Genomic DNA, 18,206 nt, shown 5'->3' with positions numbered 1-18,206 from the left:
AGTTACAATTGTCAGCTTTCTACTGCGCTCTTTCAAATAAATAACCAGCCGCTCCCATGAGCATATAGTCCTGCACTTGAGGCATAAGTCCCTGGTTGAGTTTTTTGTTCATTGATAGAGTTTGTAGGCTAAAACTCCACAGGAACAGGGTAAACTGAGTAAAGAAGGCAAATATTGGCTTATGAGTTATGACTAATCGCCTTGCTGAAGCTAAGAGTCTCTAATCTCCGCAAACACGCCGATAATCCCATTGCATTGGTGGTCTTGGTAATTCTAGCTTGATTCGCAGCACTCTTGATCACATAATTCCTCTGCTTCCCCAGTATCTACCAGTGATCGAGTTTATTGTAGTATCCGACTTACCACCGGGTAGCTTCGGTTTAGTTTGCCAAGGATTCTAATGTCTTGCAACCGCTGAAAGTGGCGATGATTTGTGGGTTCAAGTGCAGCGGAGTCAGACGAGGGGGTAGATAAAAACATCAGCAATAATATTTGTTATCTTTTTAATAGTAATTTTGGCATTATTACTGTACAATGATATGTAGCTTTTTTCAATCTTAAAACCTTGTATAGATAATAGCGAGTAGCGCCGTCATGGTTCCCTTCTGGAATTTTGCCTTGTGTGTTTACTCGCATTTTTCATATTTTTTAGTGTGGGAAAAAACTTTTACTCGTATTGAGGAGTTTAGTCACCACTGAAAACTTTTGATGATAGGTGCGTAGACATCATAATAATCATGAGTTTTTGAGTGAATTATTCCGGTAATTTGAAACGTTACCAGTTAGACTGCGGAAATAAAGTAACCCGACAGTTGTCAAAAATAAAACGTAACCAATCCCCTGTACTAAGTAGAGATGGTCTCTGTAACCAAGTAAAGATTTGAGAATAATGCCGGGAAATTGTTTATCTGGCAATATTTGTTCAGTATTCCACACCATGGGACCCAAAACGCAAGAGTGGATGTTCCTGAAGTGATCGTAATAGAAACAGATATTATCGGAGGTGCTACCACTCAAAGCAAGGTTAGCAAAACCTTGATCAAAATGCTTCAAGGCAGAAACCACTAAACCGGCAACAATCAATACCAATAAAACACCCATCACTTGGAAGAACTGGCGCAGATTGATTTTGACACCCCATTTAAATAGTAACACTCCAATAGCAGCTGCCCCTACTAAACCAGCAATTGCACCGAAGACCGCTACTAATCCCTGTTGAAAATTAGCAGCAATAAATAGAACAGTTTCAAAACCTTCGCGGACAACAGCAACTAAAATTAAACCAAAAACGCCCCACCCGGCATTTGAGTTGTGTGTGAGCGCTTCTGTGACTGCTCCTTCAACTTGGGCTTTCATAAACCTGGCTTGTTTAGTCATCCAGATGAGCATCCAGCTGAGCATAGCGATCGCAAGGACAGTAAACAAAGCCTTCAGCATTGGCTCAATCACCGAGGTGTACTGAGGGTTTACTGTTCCCAGTGTTTTAATTAACCAAGTAAATAACACACCCATCAAAGCACTAATGACAATGCCAACACCCACGCCAGCATATACCCAAGGATTGAGTCGCGATTGGTTGGCTTTTTGAAGTAAAGCTAGGACAATGCCAACAACGAGGGCAGCTTCTACTCCTTCTCGCAGTGTAATCACAAAACTAGGTAGAGCGGTAGTGATATTCATAATTTGGGGAATAGGGAATAGGGAATAGGGAATAGGGAAAAATTCCAATACCCCCCAATACCCAGTCCTTAACTTTTAGCTGAAATCCCGGAGCATTTTTTTCAATTCGAGACTATGCATCTCTTCTTGCCCAATCATGCCACGAGCAAATTCTTCTAGATAAATGCTAGCATTACTGACAGTGTCTAAGAGAGTTTTATACAAATCCAGTGCTTTGTTTTCATGGAATAAACTTTCCGCCAAAATATTCTTGACTGTATGCTCGTAAGTCTCTTCCATGGGGGCGATTTTTAGAGAGGGATGCCCATCTAAACCCGTGAGAATTTCTCCTACCTGTTGGGCGTGAAGTAGAGATTCACTGGCCTGGGCTTTGAAAAAATTGACAATTGGTATGCGATTAGGTCCGGTGACCATCAGGGAATAATGGGTGTAGCGGACTACTCCGGCTAGTTCAAATTCCATGATGGCGTTCAGTATGTCGATGGTCTTTTGTTTGTCAAGCTCTTGCATCGGTTGTTAGTTAGATTTGAAAATGGGAGTTATCAGTATTGAGTTAGGAGGTATAGTTTATTGGGTTACAGTCTTGGACATTAACTATCGCCTCACTTCCCATTTATTTTAAACTCCCGTGTGTGTGATACCAATTAAGTAAATGCGATCGCATGGCGGGAATACTCAATTTTTTCATAATTCTTAAGATAATTTCTCAATACCTATTACCAGTTTGGCAAGATTGATGGGGATTTTTACTGCTAACAGTTCCTCATTACTGACATATCCAAGGTTGTTTGGATCCAGCACAAATAGTAAAGTTAGTAAAAATTCTTAATTAGTATTTAGGTATATGATGGTATTGGAGAGTTCTTGTGAATTATTATTAATAACTATAAGCAAAATTTACCGAAGTAAACAACTTACAAAAACACTTTGAATAATTTCATAAGTCCAAGTATTTTTCGAGCTAGGAATAATAAAAGAGGTTTGGCCATCAGCCAAACCTCACTATAAATCCAGTGCATAACAACATCCCGGATTAATGTACCTGTTATTTTTGCAGTTAGTCATCTTCCTATGGGATCTGTCCAAATTTAATAAAAGCTGATATGGCTGGAGTGGAATTTTTGGCCATACATGGGAAAAACGATAGATATGAGATATTGGTCACACTAAAAGTCTGGCTATGACAGGGAATAGTCTTAGTTGCATGATTGCAAAAATAAAAGACGGGTTTGATCCCGTCTATATAGCTTGAGAGTGGTAATAACCTTAGTATTTGGAAAAGTCGGAAAAATTCAATTTAATAGGCTGGGAGCGCGGCAGATTATATACACAAGAGTAACAGCTAATTATGCTGGATTTTGGGTTTCAATCATACTCAGTCCTGGCACTGTTCATGAATATATCACATAATAAATTTAATCCAGTGTCATTATGGCAGATACTCCACAATAAAATTCATGACTGAGAGGGTGTTGTAAATATAAGAATGGGAAGCTTTTTAATAATTTCGGGAGTTTGACAAGATTTCTGTCCAGAAACTTGTAACAATTACATCTTGTCAAAAAAAGCGATATTACTTCTGGGAAGTATTAGATCTGATCGTGATCACATGTATCTGTATGAAAAAAACCTATATAATGCTGATCAGAAGTGGTAAGACAAGAGTAGCAGCCCTAATTCAAGGGAAAGTGTTTTCCTTAAGATATATTATAGATATAGATTAAAATATAAGTGTCAATACTAGTCTCATTTGACTAGGATAGTTGCTGTAGTTACCTTTTTACTAAATCTGTTAATATTCATAGATGTTACAACCGAAACATAAAAGCGAAAAAAAAATAGGCTGGTCATTAGATGAACGAGACCCAAATTTCATCGCCAACCTCATGCCCTTGCTGAGTTTTTTATATCATTACTACTTTCGAGTTCAAACCAGTGGTTGGGAGCATATTCCACCGGAAGAGAAAGTACTGTTTGTTGGTTCTCACAATGGAGGACTGGCGACCCCTGATATGTCAATGATCATGTACGACTGGTTCCGAAAATTTGGGTGTGAGAAACCGGTTTACGGACTCATGCACCCCAAAGTATGGGAACTCAGCCCAGAAATAGCAAAAATTGCTGCCAAGACTGGAGCCGTGATAGCTCACCCGAAAATGGCTTACTCCGCTTTGCGTTCCGGTGCGAGCCTACTGGTTTACCCTGGTGGAGCACAAGACGTGTTTCGACCGCATTATTTGCGGCATAAAATTTATTTTGCCGGACGGAAAGGATTTATCAAGTTAGCTCTGCGGGAAAATGTACCGATTGTACCTGTGATTTCTACGGGCGCTCATGATACCTTAATCGTGTTAGCTGACTTGTATAAAATTCTAGAGCAACTCCATAAATGGGGAATGCCTTGGTTGTTTGGAGTTGATCCGGTAGTATTTCCTATTTATTTGGGATTACCCTGGGGATTAGCAATTGGGCCTCTTCCTAATATCCCATTGCCGATGTCTATTCATACGAGGGTATGTAAACCCATTTTATTTGAACGCTACGGTCGGGAAGCCGCTAGCGATCATAAGTATGTCAATCATTGCTATGAATTAGTTGTCAATCAGATGCAGGAAGAGTTAGACCAATTAGTGCAGGACAGTGCTACCTAATTATTGACAAAATATTGACAAAATTAGGAGGCCAGGAGTAAGTCTTAAATTACACAGGGACTGCTTGCCGCACTTCTAAGGGTTCACCTGTCAAACTAAAAGCCCGAACTTCAGTAATTTTTACCTTGACAATTTGCCCTTTTAATATATTTATGTCCCCATTAAAGAAAGTTAAACGATTCCCGCGAGTACGTCCCATGACTTGAGTGGTATCTTTGGAATTTTGGGCTTCTACTAAAACTTCTTCAATGCGTCCCATGTAACGCTGCGATCGCTCGGATGCTTTAATATTAACTAAATGGTTTAATCTTTGTAGGCGATCGCTTTTCACCTCTTCACTGAGTTGATTAGACCATAAAGCAGCTGGTGTACCGGGACGGGGGGAATAAGCAGCTGTATTCAACAAGTCAAAACCAATATCTTCTACCAACTTCAGGGTATTTTCAAACTGTGCCTCCGTCTCCCCGGGGAAGCCCACAATAGCATCACCACTAATAGAAGCATCCGGCATATACTGCCGAATAGTATCAATAATCCGGCGATATTTCTCCTGAGTATAACCCCGTGACATTGCCTTTAACACCTCATTGTCCCCTGACTGAAAGGGAATGTGAAAGTGTTCACACACCTTGGGTAATTCAGCACAAGCCCTAATTAATCGCTCCGTAAAATACCGGGGATGACTAGTAGCAAATCGCAACCTTTCAATACCTGGGACATCATGGACATAATAAAGTAAATCCGTGAAATTATACAGATGACGGCCTATAGGTACGCTACGCAAGCTATCGGGAGTTCTACCGGGCAAATCTCGACCGTAAGCATCAATATTTTGCCCCAGGAGGGTAATTTCCTTGTAACCTTGTCTCCCCAGTTCCTCGATTTCCGTGCGGATAGCCTCTGGGGTGCGAGATTGTTCCACACCACGGACATTAGGAACCACACAATAGGTGCAGCGTTCATTACAGCCATAAATGACATTCACCCAGGCCGTGACACTGCTATCTCTTCGAGGTTGGGTGATATCCTCCATAATGTGAACCGACTCAGTAGCCACCACTTGATTACCATCAAATACCGATGTGAGCAAATCTTTGAGACGGTTAGCGTGTTGTGGTCCCATGACCAGATCTAATTCTGGCACTCGTCGTAACAGGGCTTCTCCCTCCTGCTGGGCAACACAACCAGCAACAATCAAGGTTAAATCCGGCTGCTCGTGTTTACGTTTCGCTTGTCTACCGAGGTAAGAATATACCTTATGTTCGGCGTTATCTCGTATTGTACAAGTATTGTAAAGAATCAAATCTGCATCATTAGGGTCTTCAGACCATGCAAAGCCCATGTCTTCTAAAATACCAGCCATGCGCTCTGAGTCGGCTTTATTCATTTGACAACCGAAGGTAATAATGTGGTAACGGCGATTAGAAGTAATCATGGGCAATGATGCTGAGTCAGGGTTAAGCATATAAACTTTATCTCTATTCTATGGCAATAAAACAAAAACTGTTCATTTGCTACTTATCATTCCGACTCTGGTGATGAGGTGGGCGGGGTTAATTCAGCAGGTTGGCGACTACGGCGTAAAGCGTCTCGTAACTGATTTTGACTAGAAGAAGTATTGTTTGTGGTCAGGGGGGGATTTGTACTTGTTTCCCCTGGTGGTGTGACAGAATTAGTAGAGGTTTCCTGACTGCGGGTATTGCGCAAAGAATCTCTCACATTTCTCGGTGTAGGGGTCTTTCCTTGTCCAGAGGATGAACCCGCGGCTGTGTTTTGCTCAGTCTGAGGTTTTCGTCTGACTCGTCTAACTGGGTTTGACCTGGTGGGAGTGCTGGTAGTCGGTGTAGGACTGGAACTAGATGATTCTGTTTGGCGACTTGTTTCCCTGGAACGGCTGGTTTCTTGCTTTTTTTTCCGTTCTTGGACTTGGCGGTGTCGCTGTGAACCTTCCAGGGTAAAATCAGTAGCTATTGATATCCCTTCTCTCCCGCTTTCGGACGGTTGCAATTTCCAATTATTCGCTTGTTTCCTGATTTCTTCATCCAATCTTCTGTTACCGCTTGACCTGATAATACGGACATTGGTAACATCACCTTTGGCATCAATATCAACAGCAACTTCTACTCTGCCTTCGATACCTTGGCGTCTGGCAAATTCTGGATAGTTAGTATTACATTTAACACAAGCTGCACGCCCACTAGATGATCTGCGGGAATTACCACGTTGATTAGTACGTTCTGATCTGCTATTAGCCGGGGGTGTGGTAGGCTGTACTGACACTTTATTATTGCTGCTCGTGCCAGTATTTGCTGTGGAGACTGAACTTGTGCCACTTGGTTGATTTGACTCTACCGTATTAACACTATCACTATTTCCCTGTGTAGCTCTAGAATCTCTTGTACCAGTCAATACCCCTGTATTTTTTTCACTACTTTGAGTGGGGGGAGTAGCAGTTGTTGCTTCTGATGTTTGTGAACTCAGTATAGATTCTAGCCTAGATACAGCTGCTTGGCGTGAGACTTTTGGGGTGTTTGTGGTAGCTGTGGTTGTTGGTGTTGGCGGTGAAACTGGGGGAGTTTTGACACTTTCGACTTTTACAGGTGGTGGGGTGATTGGGGTTGGTCTGAGTGTAACTACAGGTTGCTGTTGAGTAATTTCTGGCTGAGACTGGGTTACAGTCTGATTTCTAGCTGGACTGGGTGACGTATCGTTACTGGTAATAATCTGGCGAGGTTCTGGTAATCTCTCTGCTTGGGGAATTGGTGCGGGTGGTTTTTCTACTTCTGGAATGGGAGAATCAATCATCACCACTTCTATTGGTTGATCTTCTATTTGGTGCGGGGTACTCCGCAGGAGATAAGCTAACAGTGATGACAGTACGCCAATATGAAGTACTAGAGAACCAATGAGACTATAAATCAGAAAATACTTGAGAGTCTTAACTTCTTGTGAACGATATTCTAAGGTAATGCCAGAAAAACTCATAGCCTATTGCCACTTATTCTCAGTTACTTAGTAATCTTACCACTTCTTGCCAGGGAGGAGGAAGCTATACTATACGTAGGCTTAAAAAAACTTAATCACCAAATAGGGCATTCCTCAAAAAAACTAGCCTATTTATCTTAGTCTATTTCCATGGGTCAACTTTATGCCATTTTGGCAATTTGATCTTCTTGGTATCCCCCTAATCTTGCTCCGGTGAATAGAATAGGTTTAAAGTCTGTGTGCTAACTTACAGCATACTTCATCTGAGTAGGTACAAGGGCGGGCAAGATGCCTACCCCACAAAAGTTTTATGATTCAATCTGTACTTCACATTCGGTGCAAGTGGCTGTATCTGTATTTCCCGATAGAATGCTGACCACCTCAAGAAAGACTTTCATTAATTTCTGGTCGTTAGAGAAATTAAAAGGACAAAAAACTATCTTTGAAGTAGGCTTGTAGGATCTCAACACTGGTAATATTTTTATGACTTCCCTGATTCGTTTTTTGATGTGCGCTCCTGACCACTACGATGTAGATTATGTGATTAATCCCTGGATGGAAGGGAATATTCATAAGTCTTCGCGCGATCGCGCTGTGGAACAGTGGCACAAACTCTATAACATCCTTAAACAACACGCTATCGTAGATTTAGTAACGCCCCAAATAGGTTGGCCTGACATGGTGTTTACCGCCAATGCTGGGTTAGTCTTGGGGGAAAATGTCGTCCTCAGCCGATTTCTGCACAAAGAACGTCAGGGTGAGGAGCCTTTCTTTCAAACTTGGTTTGAACAAAATGGTTACACAGTTCATTTACTTCCTAAAGACTTACCCTTTGAAGGTGCTGGGGATGCACTGTTAGACCGGGAAGGACGTTGGTTATGGGCGGGATATGGTTTTCGTTCGGAATTAGATTCTCACCCTTATTTAGCTAAATGGTTAGATATTGAGGTGTTATCCCTGCGTTTAACTGATGAGCGTTTCTATCACTTAGATACTTGCTTTTGTCCTTTAGCTAACGGCTATTTATTATATTATCCTGGTGCTTTTGATGCTTATTCTAACCGTTTAATTGAAATGCGGGTTGCACCAGAAAAGCGCATAGCAATTACCGAAGCTGATGCTGTCAACTTTGCCTGTAATGCGGTGAATGTAGAAAGCATTGTGATTATGAATAAAGCCAGCAATGCTTTAAAAACAAGTTTAGCAGAGGCGGGCTTCCGAGTCATTGAAACGCCACTGACAGAATTTCTTAAGGCTGGTGGTGCTGCTAAATGTCTGACCCTACGTGTTACTGAGCCAATAGATATTAATATTCATGCTAATGTTTCCGTAGAAAGCCGGATTATTCGGTTAGAAGGGCATTTACTGGACTCTGGTGTGATTAACCAGGCTCTAGATTTAATTGTAGATGGTGGTGGTAGTTTCCAAGTGATGAATTTCACCTTGGGAGAACAACGCCAGAGTACATCAGCTGCTGAGGTGAAAGTTTCAGCCCCCTCCCATGAGGTGATGGAAGAAATCATCTCTGAGTTAATTGATTTGGGGGCTGTGGATTTACCCCAAGATGAACGGGATGCTAAACTAGGCCCTGTGATTCAAGCCGGGGTGGCTCCTGATGATTTCTACGTCAGTACTATTTATCCCACGGAAGTACGGATTAATGGTGAGTGGGTGAAGGTGCACAATCAGCGCATGGATGGCGCGATCGCCATCACTCAAACTCCCAATGGCTTAGTGGCTCGGTGTAAACTTTTACGTGAGTTGGAGATTGGGGACAGGGTAGTTATAGATGTGCAAGGTATCCGTAGCATTCGCAAAGCTGAATCACGGGAACAGCGTCACGCTCAAGAATTTACCTTTATGTCTTCGGGGGTTTCCAGCGAAAGACGTGTAGAATTAGTGGTGGAGCAAGTAGCCTGGGAGTTACGTAAAATTAGGGATGCTGGTGGTAAAGTAGTTGTGACGGCAGGCCCAGTAGTGATTCACACAGGGGGCGGTGAACACTTAGCGCGGTTAATTCGGGAAGGATATGTACAGGCGCTCTTGGGCGGGAATGCGATCGCCGTCCACGACATCGAGCAAAACATGATGGGAACTTCCTTGGGTGTGGACATGAAACGAGGTGTCGCCGTCCTGGGGGGACATCGCCATCACCTGAAGGTAATTAACACTATCCGCCGTTATGGCAGCATTGCCAAGGCTGTGGCTGCTGGAGTGATTCCCAGTGGTGTCATGTATGAATGTGTCACTAATAACGTACCTTTCAGCCTAGCGGGTTCGATTCGGGATGACGGACCTTTACCTGATACCCAAATGAATTTGATTAAAGCCCAGGAGGAATACGCCCAACTCATTCAAGGTGCGGAGATGGTTTTAATGCTATCTAGTATGCTGCACTCTATTGGGGTGGGAAATATGACTCCGGCTGGGGTGAAAATGGTCTGTGTAGATATTAATCCGGCTGTAGTGACTAAATTAAGCGATCGCGGTTCTGTAGAATCAGTAGGTGTAGTGACAGATGTTGGTTTATTCCTGAGTCTGTTAATTCAGCAGTTGGATAAGTTGACAAGTCCCTATGTGGCTAGTGTAGGTTAAGAAATGTTGCACGCAAAGTCGCAAAGGCGCAAAGAAGAAGATGTCCAGAGTAGTGTTTCAGCAAGATGTACAGATTAATTGGGTGAGTTTTATTGCTGATTTCCTGTTGGTGGGGATGGTTTTTGGCCCCCCTCTTGCTCCTTTCTTGGCTGCGTCTGATGTGTCTTTGCTCGGCAGGATTGCGGATATTATTTACTTCATGGGTAATCATGTCTGTCCGCAACCTCATATGGGACTAGATTTAGCACCCCCGTTTATTATGGCTGTGTGTATGCGCTGCTATGGTACTGTGACGGGGTTGCTAGTGACTCGCTTGTTATATGGGGTAACCGGTGGTAAAGGTTTTTACTGGTTAAGTCAATACGGCTGGAATGGTGCAGCCTTAGCTAGCGTTTTGATGATGGCTTACCCCTTGGAATTAGCGGCCCAGGTTTTTGGGTTGTGGGATTTTAATAATTATTTAGTTACACCGTTTGGGTTAATTACGGGTTTGGCTTGGGGTTTATTTACTATGCCGCTTCTGCACGGTTGGCAACAAGGTAAACGGACAAATTTCAGCAGCCAATGGCATAGAATTAAAAAAGAAGCTCACCGATAGTTACCACATGAACAAGACATTATTGTTCAATGCGTCAAGTCAGTCACCATGTCTGTAAAGCATATCAGTTTCGGGTTAGTTACGATCGCTATACATTTTCTAATTTTATACTGGTTTGGGGGTTTATTTCACGCAGAGTAGCAGAGATTTGGAGAGTCTGCTTGACTTGACATTACATTTACACTCGCTTTATTTTAAACCAAGAAGCTAAATTATATACGTACAATTACGGAATTATGAATAATCCAGATTTTTTGAATGATGAACCAACCTAAAATCCCAACTCCTCTTTCTCTCTGCGACTTTGCGCCTTTGCGTGATAAAAATCATTTCTTAAACCACTCCACAACACCCTCAGCCAAAACCCTCGCTAACCTCCTTTGTTCCTGAACATCCATCGCCAACTCAAAATCATCAGGGTTACTCATAAAACCCAACTCCAATAAAACCGATGGCGCAGAATGGGGACGTGTTAGCGCTAAATTATTCCAATACACCCCAAAAGAAGACCTACCCAAATTTTGCACTAACCGATTTTGCAGTAACACAGCTAAACTGTGCGCTTGGGGATGATACCAATAACTACTAACTCCCTTAGTATTTTCCGCATCACCATCATCAGCCAAAAATCGATAATGAAAAGTCAGTGCGATGTCTACTGCGGGCGAAGCCATCGCAGGTTCATTTTCCTCTATCATTTTCTGACGTTCCACCAAAGACAAATCCCGGTCATCTTCTCTAGCCATTACCACTGTTGCACCCCGTCGCCGCAATTCATCCCGCAACAGTTTTGTCACTACCAAATTTAAATCTTTCGCTAAATAACCTGTTGGTCCTGCTGCGCCTAATTCTTCCCCACCATGTCCGGCGTTCAGCAGAATTTTTACCCCAGATAAAGGTTGTGTTTGTCTGCGGGGGAGAACCGGAGGATGACGCAAACTTAAAACTAAGCTTGTATCTCGGTATTGCAGGTTATATCCCCACTGTTGATTTGTTTTGAGGTTAAAAGTATATTGCACCTTGCCAGGAGCTATTTGCTGCCAATCTAGACGAGAAATTAAAGGGTTATCATCTAGGCGAATTGTGTCTGTTTGGGCAGTGGTGTTATGTAAAGTCAGGGTAAGAGTTTTATCCCCCTGTTTTACAGTGACAGGGACAGGAACTTGCAAAGGAAAGACTATTTCTGTTGTTTTCGGTAATTCCCGCGAAATTATACTGCGAATCATCGAGTGTGGTGGAATTGCACCTGGAATCATCCGAGTTTCTTGACTATGAATCCAACCTCCATAGTCTAAACGCAACCAATCACCTTCTTTACCTGTAACAGATGCTCTCACACCTTGGGGTAAAGGCGTTAACCGTGAATCAGTGGTACTGGGGCCTGTCCGCGCCACACCAGCCCCAGCTATGATTTCTACTATTGGAAGTTTGGCTGGTAAAAGGGTTTGAATCTTACCAGAACTGACTTGAGTTGTTGTCTCGCTATTGAGAGTTAATTGATATTCTGGTTTTTTTCCATCTGGTAATATTCCTAATTTTGTACATCCCTGATATTTCCCTGGGATAATTTGAGTGATGGGTTGATTTTTACCATCTATATATATGGCTGAATTACTGGGTAGAGATATTTGTTTTAGTTGCGGTGATAGCTTAACAGTTTGCTCTCCCAATCTTACGCTTACATTAGCATTAGGAGAGGCGATGCCTAGGGCGGGCGAAGCCATCGCACTAAAACAAATTTCTTCTCCTGGTAGTCGATAAATATCAACTTGGGGCGTAAGGGTATTTTCTCCAAAGGCTAATCCTTGGGGGATTTTGGGCTGATTATCAACTCTAGTTACCTGTATTTGCAGTTGTTGATTGTCGTAAGTCACAGTAAACCGATTTTCTCCCACCTCCAAGGGAAAGCTAGGGGCGAAATGTCCAGATTTACTGCGCTTAATGGGTTGATTATTAATTAAAACTTGTCCTGTTGGTGGTGCGGTTCCCAGAAGAAATATTTTATCTGTATTAGTTTGGTGATTTGCTGGCGGATAAACTATTTTCAGCGTGTTTTCTTGCGCCCAAGCTAGGCTGGGAGTTGTGAAGGAACCAAGAATGATTAATCCTAAAAGCGATCGCATGATTAAAATGTTTTGGTGGGTTATATCAATTTACATTGAAGCTGCATAAAAAAGAGCTTCGAGAATAAAATCATAAGAAGTCAAGGAAATAACACGTTCCGATGTGATTTGACTGAGAAGTTCGTTGAGGCGAGCGCGAAGTTAATCAAGTGTGTTGAAAACTTGTCCTTTGATTTGAGATTTGAGAAACAACCAAAATCTTTCAATGGGGTTAAGTTGTGGACAATGGGCTGGTAGACACAGGGGAATAATATTTTCAGGCCACTTCAATTGAGAGGTAAAATGTGCTGCGGCTTGGTCAAGAAGGAGTGCAATATCTTCTGCGAGTTGAGATGAAAGCGCATCTAAAAATTGTTGAAAATGTTCTCCACAAAGCTTTGGATATTCCAAGCAAAAATGCTATCAACTCAATGGTTCAACAACACCATACAGCCAAAAACTTTCTCGCTTCCATGAAACTCTCACGAATGGTTGAACACCAGGACTAGTCAGAACACGTCTAGGTCGGGTTTTTAATCCCAATCGGGTCTCATCTTGACATAGATAAGGTAACCGGTTGCCTTGACCAAATAGTTTTTGCCAAATTATCACTGCTTGTGCAATGTTTTTTAAATGTCTCTATTGCTTGTGGGTCTTGCTTGACACTGCATGGTCTTGGTACTTTCAGCTTGCAACCGAGCTTGTATCGCACTAGGTAATGTACCATTCGGTAACTGACATCTAATCCATAATTGTCATTGAGCCAACTCACAATTTATCCGTAACTCGCAAAACCAGCGGACGAATTTAATTGAGTTTTGAGCGATTCGAGTACCTCACCTTTGATTTTTGGCTCTTGTCCGGGTGGTTTTTTCATTTTCAGTAACCCAGCTAATCCAAGAGTCGGTATTTCTGTAACCACCTTGTTATCGTTGATGGGTCACGTGCTAGTCTTTGTAAATTGATATTACAACGGTACAAACCTTTTCAAGAAAATATAATTGATCGCCGTCTAACCCACCCTACTTTTAAACCACTCTACAATTCCCTGAGCTAAGGCTTTTGATAATTTTTTCTGTTCTTGGGGATTGGTTAACCATTCAAACTCTTGGGGGTTAATCATAAAACCTAATTCCAATAACACCGATGGCGCAGCATGGGGACGTGTCAGGGCCAGATTATTCCAGAAAACACCATAGGAGGGTCTGTTCAGCTTTTTGACCAAATAATTGTGCAGGAAGACAGCTAGGCTGTGGCCTTGGGGATGATACCAAAAAGTACCTATACCCTTGGTGTTTTCAGCGTCACCACTATCCGGTAAAGCATTGTAATGTATGGAAAGGGCGATGGCCGGTTCTTCTCGATGTATCATAGCCATGCGATCGCCCAGAGAAACTTCAATATCACTATCCCTAGTCATTACAACAGTAGCCCCTAATTTTACCAACTCATCCCGTAATAATTGGGAGACGACTAAATTAACTTCTTTTTCTGTATATCCAGTTGGACCCACAGCACCGGATTCTTTGCCACCATGTCCGGGATCGAGTAGAATCTTGATATCAGATAGGGGTTTTCGTCTTTTCCGTCCCCTTGTTGGCGGATGACGCAAAGCTAAAATCAGGGTTGTATTCTCGTATCTGAGCTTATATCCCCACTGTTGACTTTTTTTCAGGTTAAAGGCGTATTTCACCTGTTCTGGAGCTACCTGCTGCCAATCTAGACGAGAAATTAAAGGGTCATCATCCAAACGGATTATGTCTGTTTGGGCGGTAGTATTGTAAAGTGTGATAGTGAAATGATCATCGCTCTGTTCCACGCTCACGGGTACAGGAACTTGTAGAGGGAAAACTATCTGTGTCGTACCAGGAAGCCGGCGATATCCGACACTGCGAATCGTTGTGCGTGGCGGAATTGCACCTGGTAAAACACGAGTCTCCCTGCTATGAATCCAACCACCATAGTCTAGGCGTAACCATTCACCTTCACGCCCTGTAATTGATGCTTGTGTACCTTTGGGGAGTGGGGTAAGTCGTGAATAATCTGTACCTGGTCCTGTCCGCGCTACCCCTGCATCTGCTACTACCTCGCCAACTTGTAAGTTTCCAGGTGAGAGAATTTGAATTTTGCCAGTTCCTGGTTGAGTTATCGTCTCGCCGTTGACTGTTAGTTGAAATTCTGGTTTCCCCAAATCTATGCTTTTCCCATCAGCAATCATGTTGTTACCATCAATTGGGGTTAGCGAAACAGCTTGTTGAAATGTAGTGCAACCCTCATACCTTCCCGGGATCGACTCAGCATGAGGCTGGTTGTTTCCTGTAAGTGCTGCTAAATTACTTGGTAGTATCACCTGCTGAGGTTGGGGTGCAAGAGCAATAGTTTGATTTGCCAGAGTGACAGATACACTGGCGTTAGGGGGTGCGATGGCGCTAAAACAAATTAATTCTCCGGGTAGTTTGGCAATGTCGGCTGCTGGAATCAGAGAATCTTTGGCAAAGGCTAAACCTTGAGGTAACACGGCTCCAGTCGCCAGCTTTGTAACTTTAATTTCTAGTTGTTGATTTTGGTGACTGACAGTAAAGAGATTTTCTCCCAACTGCAAAGGAAAACTTGGAGCAAAATGCCCGGCTTGACTGCGGTTAACTGCCTTACCATTGATGAGAACCTTTCCATCTGGTGGCGCTGTACCAATGAAAAAGATTTTTTCCGCCCTTGTTTGGTGGTTGTTTGGGGGATAAACAACTAAAAGTGATGGTCCGGCCAATGCTACTACAGAGGAGGTAACGATAAACCCTAATATTACTAAACCTAGAAGTTTTTTCACGACAACAGCACAAAATATTTCACCACAGCAAATGTGGCACAATGACGGGATGTTTTTTGAGAAGTTGCTAAAAATTCTAACTACTAACTTATGACTAAGTTTATCTTTGTAACTGGAGGTGTAGTTTCCAGTATTGGTAAGGGCATTGTAGCAGCAAGTCTGGGACGTTTACTCAAATCGCGAGATTATTCGGTGTCGATTTTGAAACTCGACCCTTATATTAATATTGACCCAGGTACCATGAGTCCTTTTCAGCATGGGGAAGTTTTTGTTACCGAAGATGGTGCGGAAACAGATTTAGACTTGGGACATTATGAACGCTTTACTGATACTTCTATGTCGCGGCTGAACAGTGTTACTACTGGTTTAATTTACCAAGCGGTAATTAATAAGGAGCGGCGGGGAGACTATAATGGCGGGACTGTACAGGTTATACCCCATATCACCAATGAAATTAAAGAGCGGATTTTGACTGTTGCTGAGGCTACGAATCCATCTGTATTAATTACGGAAATAGGTGGGACTGTGGGTGATATTGAATCACTGCCATTTCTGGAAGCTATTCGCCAGTTACGCAAGGAAGTCGGACGGCAGAATGTATTGTATATGCACGTTACCCTAGTGCCGTGGATACCTTCGGCCGGGGAAATGAAAACCAAGCCCACACAGCATTCTGTGAAGGAATTAAGATCAATTGGTATTCAACCAGATATTTTAGTCTGTCGCTGCGATCGCGCCTTGCCTGTGGGATTAAAACGCAAGTTGTCCGAATTTTGCGATGTCCCGGAAGAATGCGTCATTACCGCCCAAGATGCCGGGAGTATTTATGAAGTACCACTAATTGTAGAACGGGAAGGACTGGCAGAACAAGTATTAGCGTTGCTGCAAATGGAACAACGCCCACCAAATTTGGTGCTGTGGCAAACAATGGTAGAACGCTTATACAGTCCTCAGTACACTGTGGAAATTGCCATTGTGGGAAAATATGTGCGGTTAAGTGATGCGTATCTCTCCGTAGTAGAGGCGCTGCGTCATGCGGCTATTGCTACATATGGGGATTTACGCTTGCGATGGGTGAACTCGGAAGATTTAGAAACCCAATCACCGGAAACGTATTTAGCAGGTGTGGATGGTATTCTAGTCCCGGGTGGTTTTGGTATCCGCGGGGTGGATGGTAAAATTGCAGCTATTCAATACGCTCGCGAGCGCCAAATACCCTTTTTAGGTTTATGCTTAGGAATGCAGTGTTCCGTAATTGAGTGGGCGAGAAACGTACAAGGATTAACGGGTGCAAACAGTGCCGAATTTGACCCCAAAACCAAGTATCCAGTCATCAACTTGTTAGCAGAACAAGAGAGTGTAGTTGACCTGGGTGGAACCATGCGACTGGGACTCTATCCTTGTCATTTGCTCCCTAATAGTCTAGCTGCTAGTCTTTATCAACAAGAAGTAGTTGACGAGCGCCACCGGCATCGGTATGAGTTTAATAATAGTTATCGTCAGATGTTGTTAGAATCTGGGTATGTGATCAGTGGAACTTCCCCCGATGGAAGCTTGGTAGAAATTGTGGAATTTCCCCAACATCCCTTCTTTTTAGCCTGTCAATTTCATCCCGAGTTTCATTCGCGTCCTAGCACTCCTCACCCTTTATTCCAAGGATTTATGGAAGCCGCTATTAACAGAACTCATCCTGTATCCAACTTACCAACACCTGTACAGGTTTCTTGAGTATATTCTCAAAGTCTTATTGAGAAACCACACAAGTTTCAACCTCAATAAATACAACGATGAGGAAATAAATACCCGACTTCTCGAAGAAGTCGGGTATCTGCTCATTCACAGCAGTAATTCTAATTCCCGTTCCCAACAAGTAATGATGCCAACTTTGCAGCGCCCACCATTCCCGCATAATTCCCTAATTTTGCTGGTAAAATTTCTAACCCTGCGCGACTCGTAGCCATGACTCGCTGCTCAATTTCTGCCTTCAGTGCGGGGTAAAAAAACTCAAAGCTAGCACTAACTCCACCACCAATAATAACTGCTTGGGGAGTTAAAACGTAAATTAAACTACTTAGACCAATACCCAAACACTTACCATATTCTTGCCAGAAAGTCAAGGCAAATTTATCTCCCGCCGCCGCCAGTGCGCCTAATTCCCATGCCTCCTGTCCAGTACGGCGACGAATTGCCGTAGCTGAAGCATACTGTTCTAAAGAACCGGAATTACCACTCTTACACACAGGCCCATCGGGGTTTAAGGTAATCAAACCCAGTTCCCCAGCAGCGCCTTCATGTCCTACAAACAGTTTGCCATTGAAAATAATCGCACCACCAACCCCAGTTCCCAAAGTCAATAAAATTAGATTGTGAAAGTGGCGACCAGCGCCCAACCAAGCTTCTGCCAAACCGGCACAGTTGGCATCATTAGCAATAACCGTAGGTTTACCTGTTTTGGCTTCTAACCAGTCCGCTAAAGGCACATTTAGCCATCCCGGTAGGTTGATGGCAATTTGGGCAATGCGTCCGCTTTTATCAGCCGGACCGGGAGTACCCACACCAATGGCAATAGCTTGATTATATGGGTCAACTTGAGCGATCGCATCTATAATTACAGCTACAACAGCTTTTGGTGTCGATGGTTGGGGAGTGGCTACAGTCAAAGATTTTAAGCAAGTACCATCCGGGTTGAACCGTCCCAGCTTAATGGCTGTCCCCCCCACATCAATACCAATTAATTGTGAATTAACCACCTGAAAAAATATAATTTAGCT

General features: G+C 43.0%; 14 protein-coding genes. 4 read left to right on the top strand and 10 right to left on the bottom strand.

The window, feature by feature from the left end; translation table 11 throughout:
- Nucleotides 1-735: 735 nt before the first annotated feature.
- Nucleotides 736-1,680, bottom strand: coding sequence for an FTR1 family iron permease (locus PN447_RS03115; protein WP_271760737.1), 945 nt, complete (start codon nt 1,678-1,680; stop codon nt 736-738).
- A 75-nt stretch (nt 1,681-1,755) separates the two neighbouring features.
- Complete coding sequence (locus tag PN447_RS03110) at nt 1,756-2,190, bottom strand: ferritin-like domain-containing protein (protein WP_271760735.1); 435 nt, start codon at nt 2,188-2,190, stop codon at nt 1,756-1,758.
- A gap of 1,295 nt (nt 2,191-3,485) precedes the next feature.
- On the opposite strand from PN447_RS03110, the gene PN447_RS03105 reads away from it, so the two are divergent.
- Nucleotides 3,486-4,331 carry a lysophospholipid acyltransferase family protein gene (locus tag PN447_RS03105; protein ID WP_271760734.1) on the top strand — a complete coding sequence of 282 codons (846 nt, stop codon included), beginning with the start codon at nt 3,486-3,488 and terminating at the stop codon, nt 4,329-4,331.
- A 49-nt stretch (nt 4,332-4,380) separates the two neighbouring features.
- Here the strand turns inward: PN447_RS03105 and miaB are convergent, their stop codons facing one another.
- Both miaB and PN447_RS03095 read right to left on the bottom strand, forming a co-directional pair.
- The gene (gene miaB, locus PN447_RS03100; RefSeq protein ID WP_271760754.1) at nt 4,381-5,766 is read right to left on the bottom strand and encodes a tRNA (N6-isopentenyl adenosine(37)-C2)-methylthiotransferase MiaB; all 1,386 of its coding nucleotides are present in this window, start codon (nt 5,764-5,766) and stop codon (nt 4,381-4,383) included.
- An 86-nt stretch (nt 5,767-5,852) separates the two neighbouring features.
- Entirely contained in the window at nt 5,853-7,316 is a 1,464-nt protein-coding gene (locus PN447_RS03095) for an energy transducer TonB (protein WP_271760733.1), read from the bottom strand.
- A gap of 483 nt (nt 7,317-7,799) precedes the next feature.
- On the opposite strand from PN447_RS03095, the gene argZ reads away from it, so the two are divergent.
- On the top strand, nt 7,800-9,911 hold the full coding sequence (argZ, locus tag PN447_RS03090) for a bifunctional arginine dihydrolase/ornithine cyclodeaminase (protein WP_271760732.1): 2,112 nt from the start codon (nt 7,800-7,802) through the stop codon (nt 9,909-9,911).
- A 40-nt stretch (nt 9,912-9,951) separates the two neighbouring features.
- The gene (locus PN447_RS03085; protein WP_271760731.1) at nt 9,952-10,509 is read left to right on the top strand and encodes a DUF2085 domain-containing protein; all 558 of its coding nucleotides are present in this window, start codon (nt 9,952-9,954) and stop codon (nt 10,507-10,509) included.
- A gap of 326 nt (nt 10,510-10,835) precedes the next feature.
- On the opposite strand, the gene PN447_RS03080 is transcribed toward PN447_RS03085, so the two are convergent.
- The 5 genes from PN447_RS03080 to PN447_RS03065 all read right to left on the bottom strand — a co-directional run bounded on the left by PN447_RS03080 (nt 10,836) and on the right by PN447_RS03065 (nt 15,435).
- Nucleotides 10,836-12,632 carry an N-acetylmuramoyl-L-alanine amidase gene (locus tag PN447_RS03080; protein ID WP_271760730.1) on the bottom strand — a complete coding sequence of 599 codons (1,797 nt, stop codon included), beginning with the start codon at nt 12,630-12,632 and terminating at the stop codon, nt 10,836-10,838.
- A 141-nt stretch (nt 12,633-12,773) separates the two neighbouring features.
- Nucleotides 12,774-13,022 (bottom strand): transposase, encoded by a 249-nt coding sequence (locus PN447_RS03075; RefSeq protein ID WP_271760729.1) that lies wholly within the window; start codon nt 13,020-13,022, stop codon nt 12,774-12,776.
- A gap of 139 nt (nt 13,023-13,161) precedes the next feature.
- Complete coding sequence (locus tag PN447_RS18680; RefSeq protein WP_442867071.1) at nt 13,162-13,383, bottom strand: winged helix-turn-helix domain-containing protein; 222 nt, start codon at nt 13,381-13,383, stop codon at nt 13,162-13,164.
- A 3-nt stretch (nt 13,384-13,386) separates the two neighbouring features.
- Entirely contained in the window at nt 13,387-13,533 is a 147-nt protein-coding gene (locus PN447_RS03070; RefSeq protein WP_271760727.1) for a hypothetical protein, read from the bottom strand.
- A 90-nt stretch (nt 13,534-13,623) separates the two neighbouring features.
- Entirely contained in the window at nt 13,624-15,435 is a 1,812-nt protein-coding gene (locus tag PN447_RS03065; protein ID WP_271760726.1) for an N-acetylmuramoyl-L-alanine amidase, read from the bottom strand.
- A 90-nt stretch (nt 15,436-15,525) separates the two neighbouring features.
- Between PN447_RS03065 and PN447_RS03060 the strand changes: the two genes are divergently transcribed.
- Entirely contained in the window at nt 15,526-17,163 is a 1,638-nt protein-coding gene (locus tag PN447_RS03060) for a CTP synthase (RefSeq protein ID WP_271760724.1), read from the top strand.
- Between the two features lie 122 nt (nt 17,164-17,285).
- On the opposite strand, the gene PN447_RS03055 is transcribed toward PN447_RS03060, so the two are convergent.
- Entirely contained in the window at nt 17,286-18,185 is a 900-nt protein-coding gene (locus PN447_RS03055) for an ROK family protein (RefSeq protein ID WP_271760723.1), read from the bottom strand.
- Nucleotides 18,186-18,206: the final 21 nt, after the last annotated feature.

Source organism: Anabaena sp. CS-542/02 (assembly GCF_028331085.1).
Lineage (GTDB): Bacteria > Cyanobacteriota > Cyanobacteriia > Cyanobacteriales > Nostocaceae > Anabaenopsis > Anabaenopsis arnoldii.
Note: the sequence above shows the minus strand (reverse complement) of the source record. Positions and strands in the feature narration are given on the sequence as shown.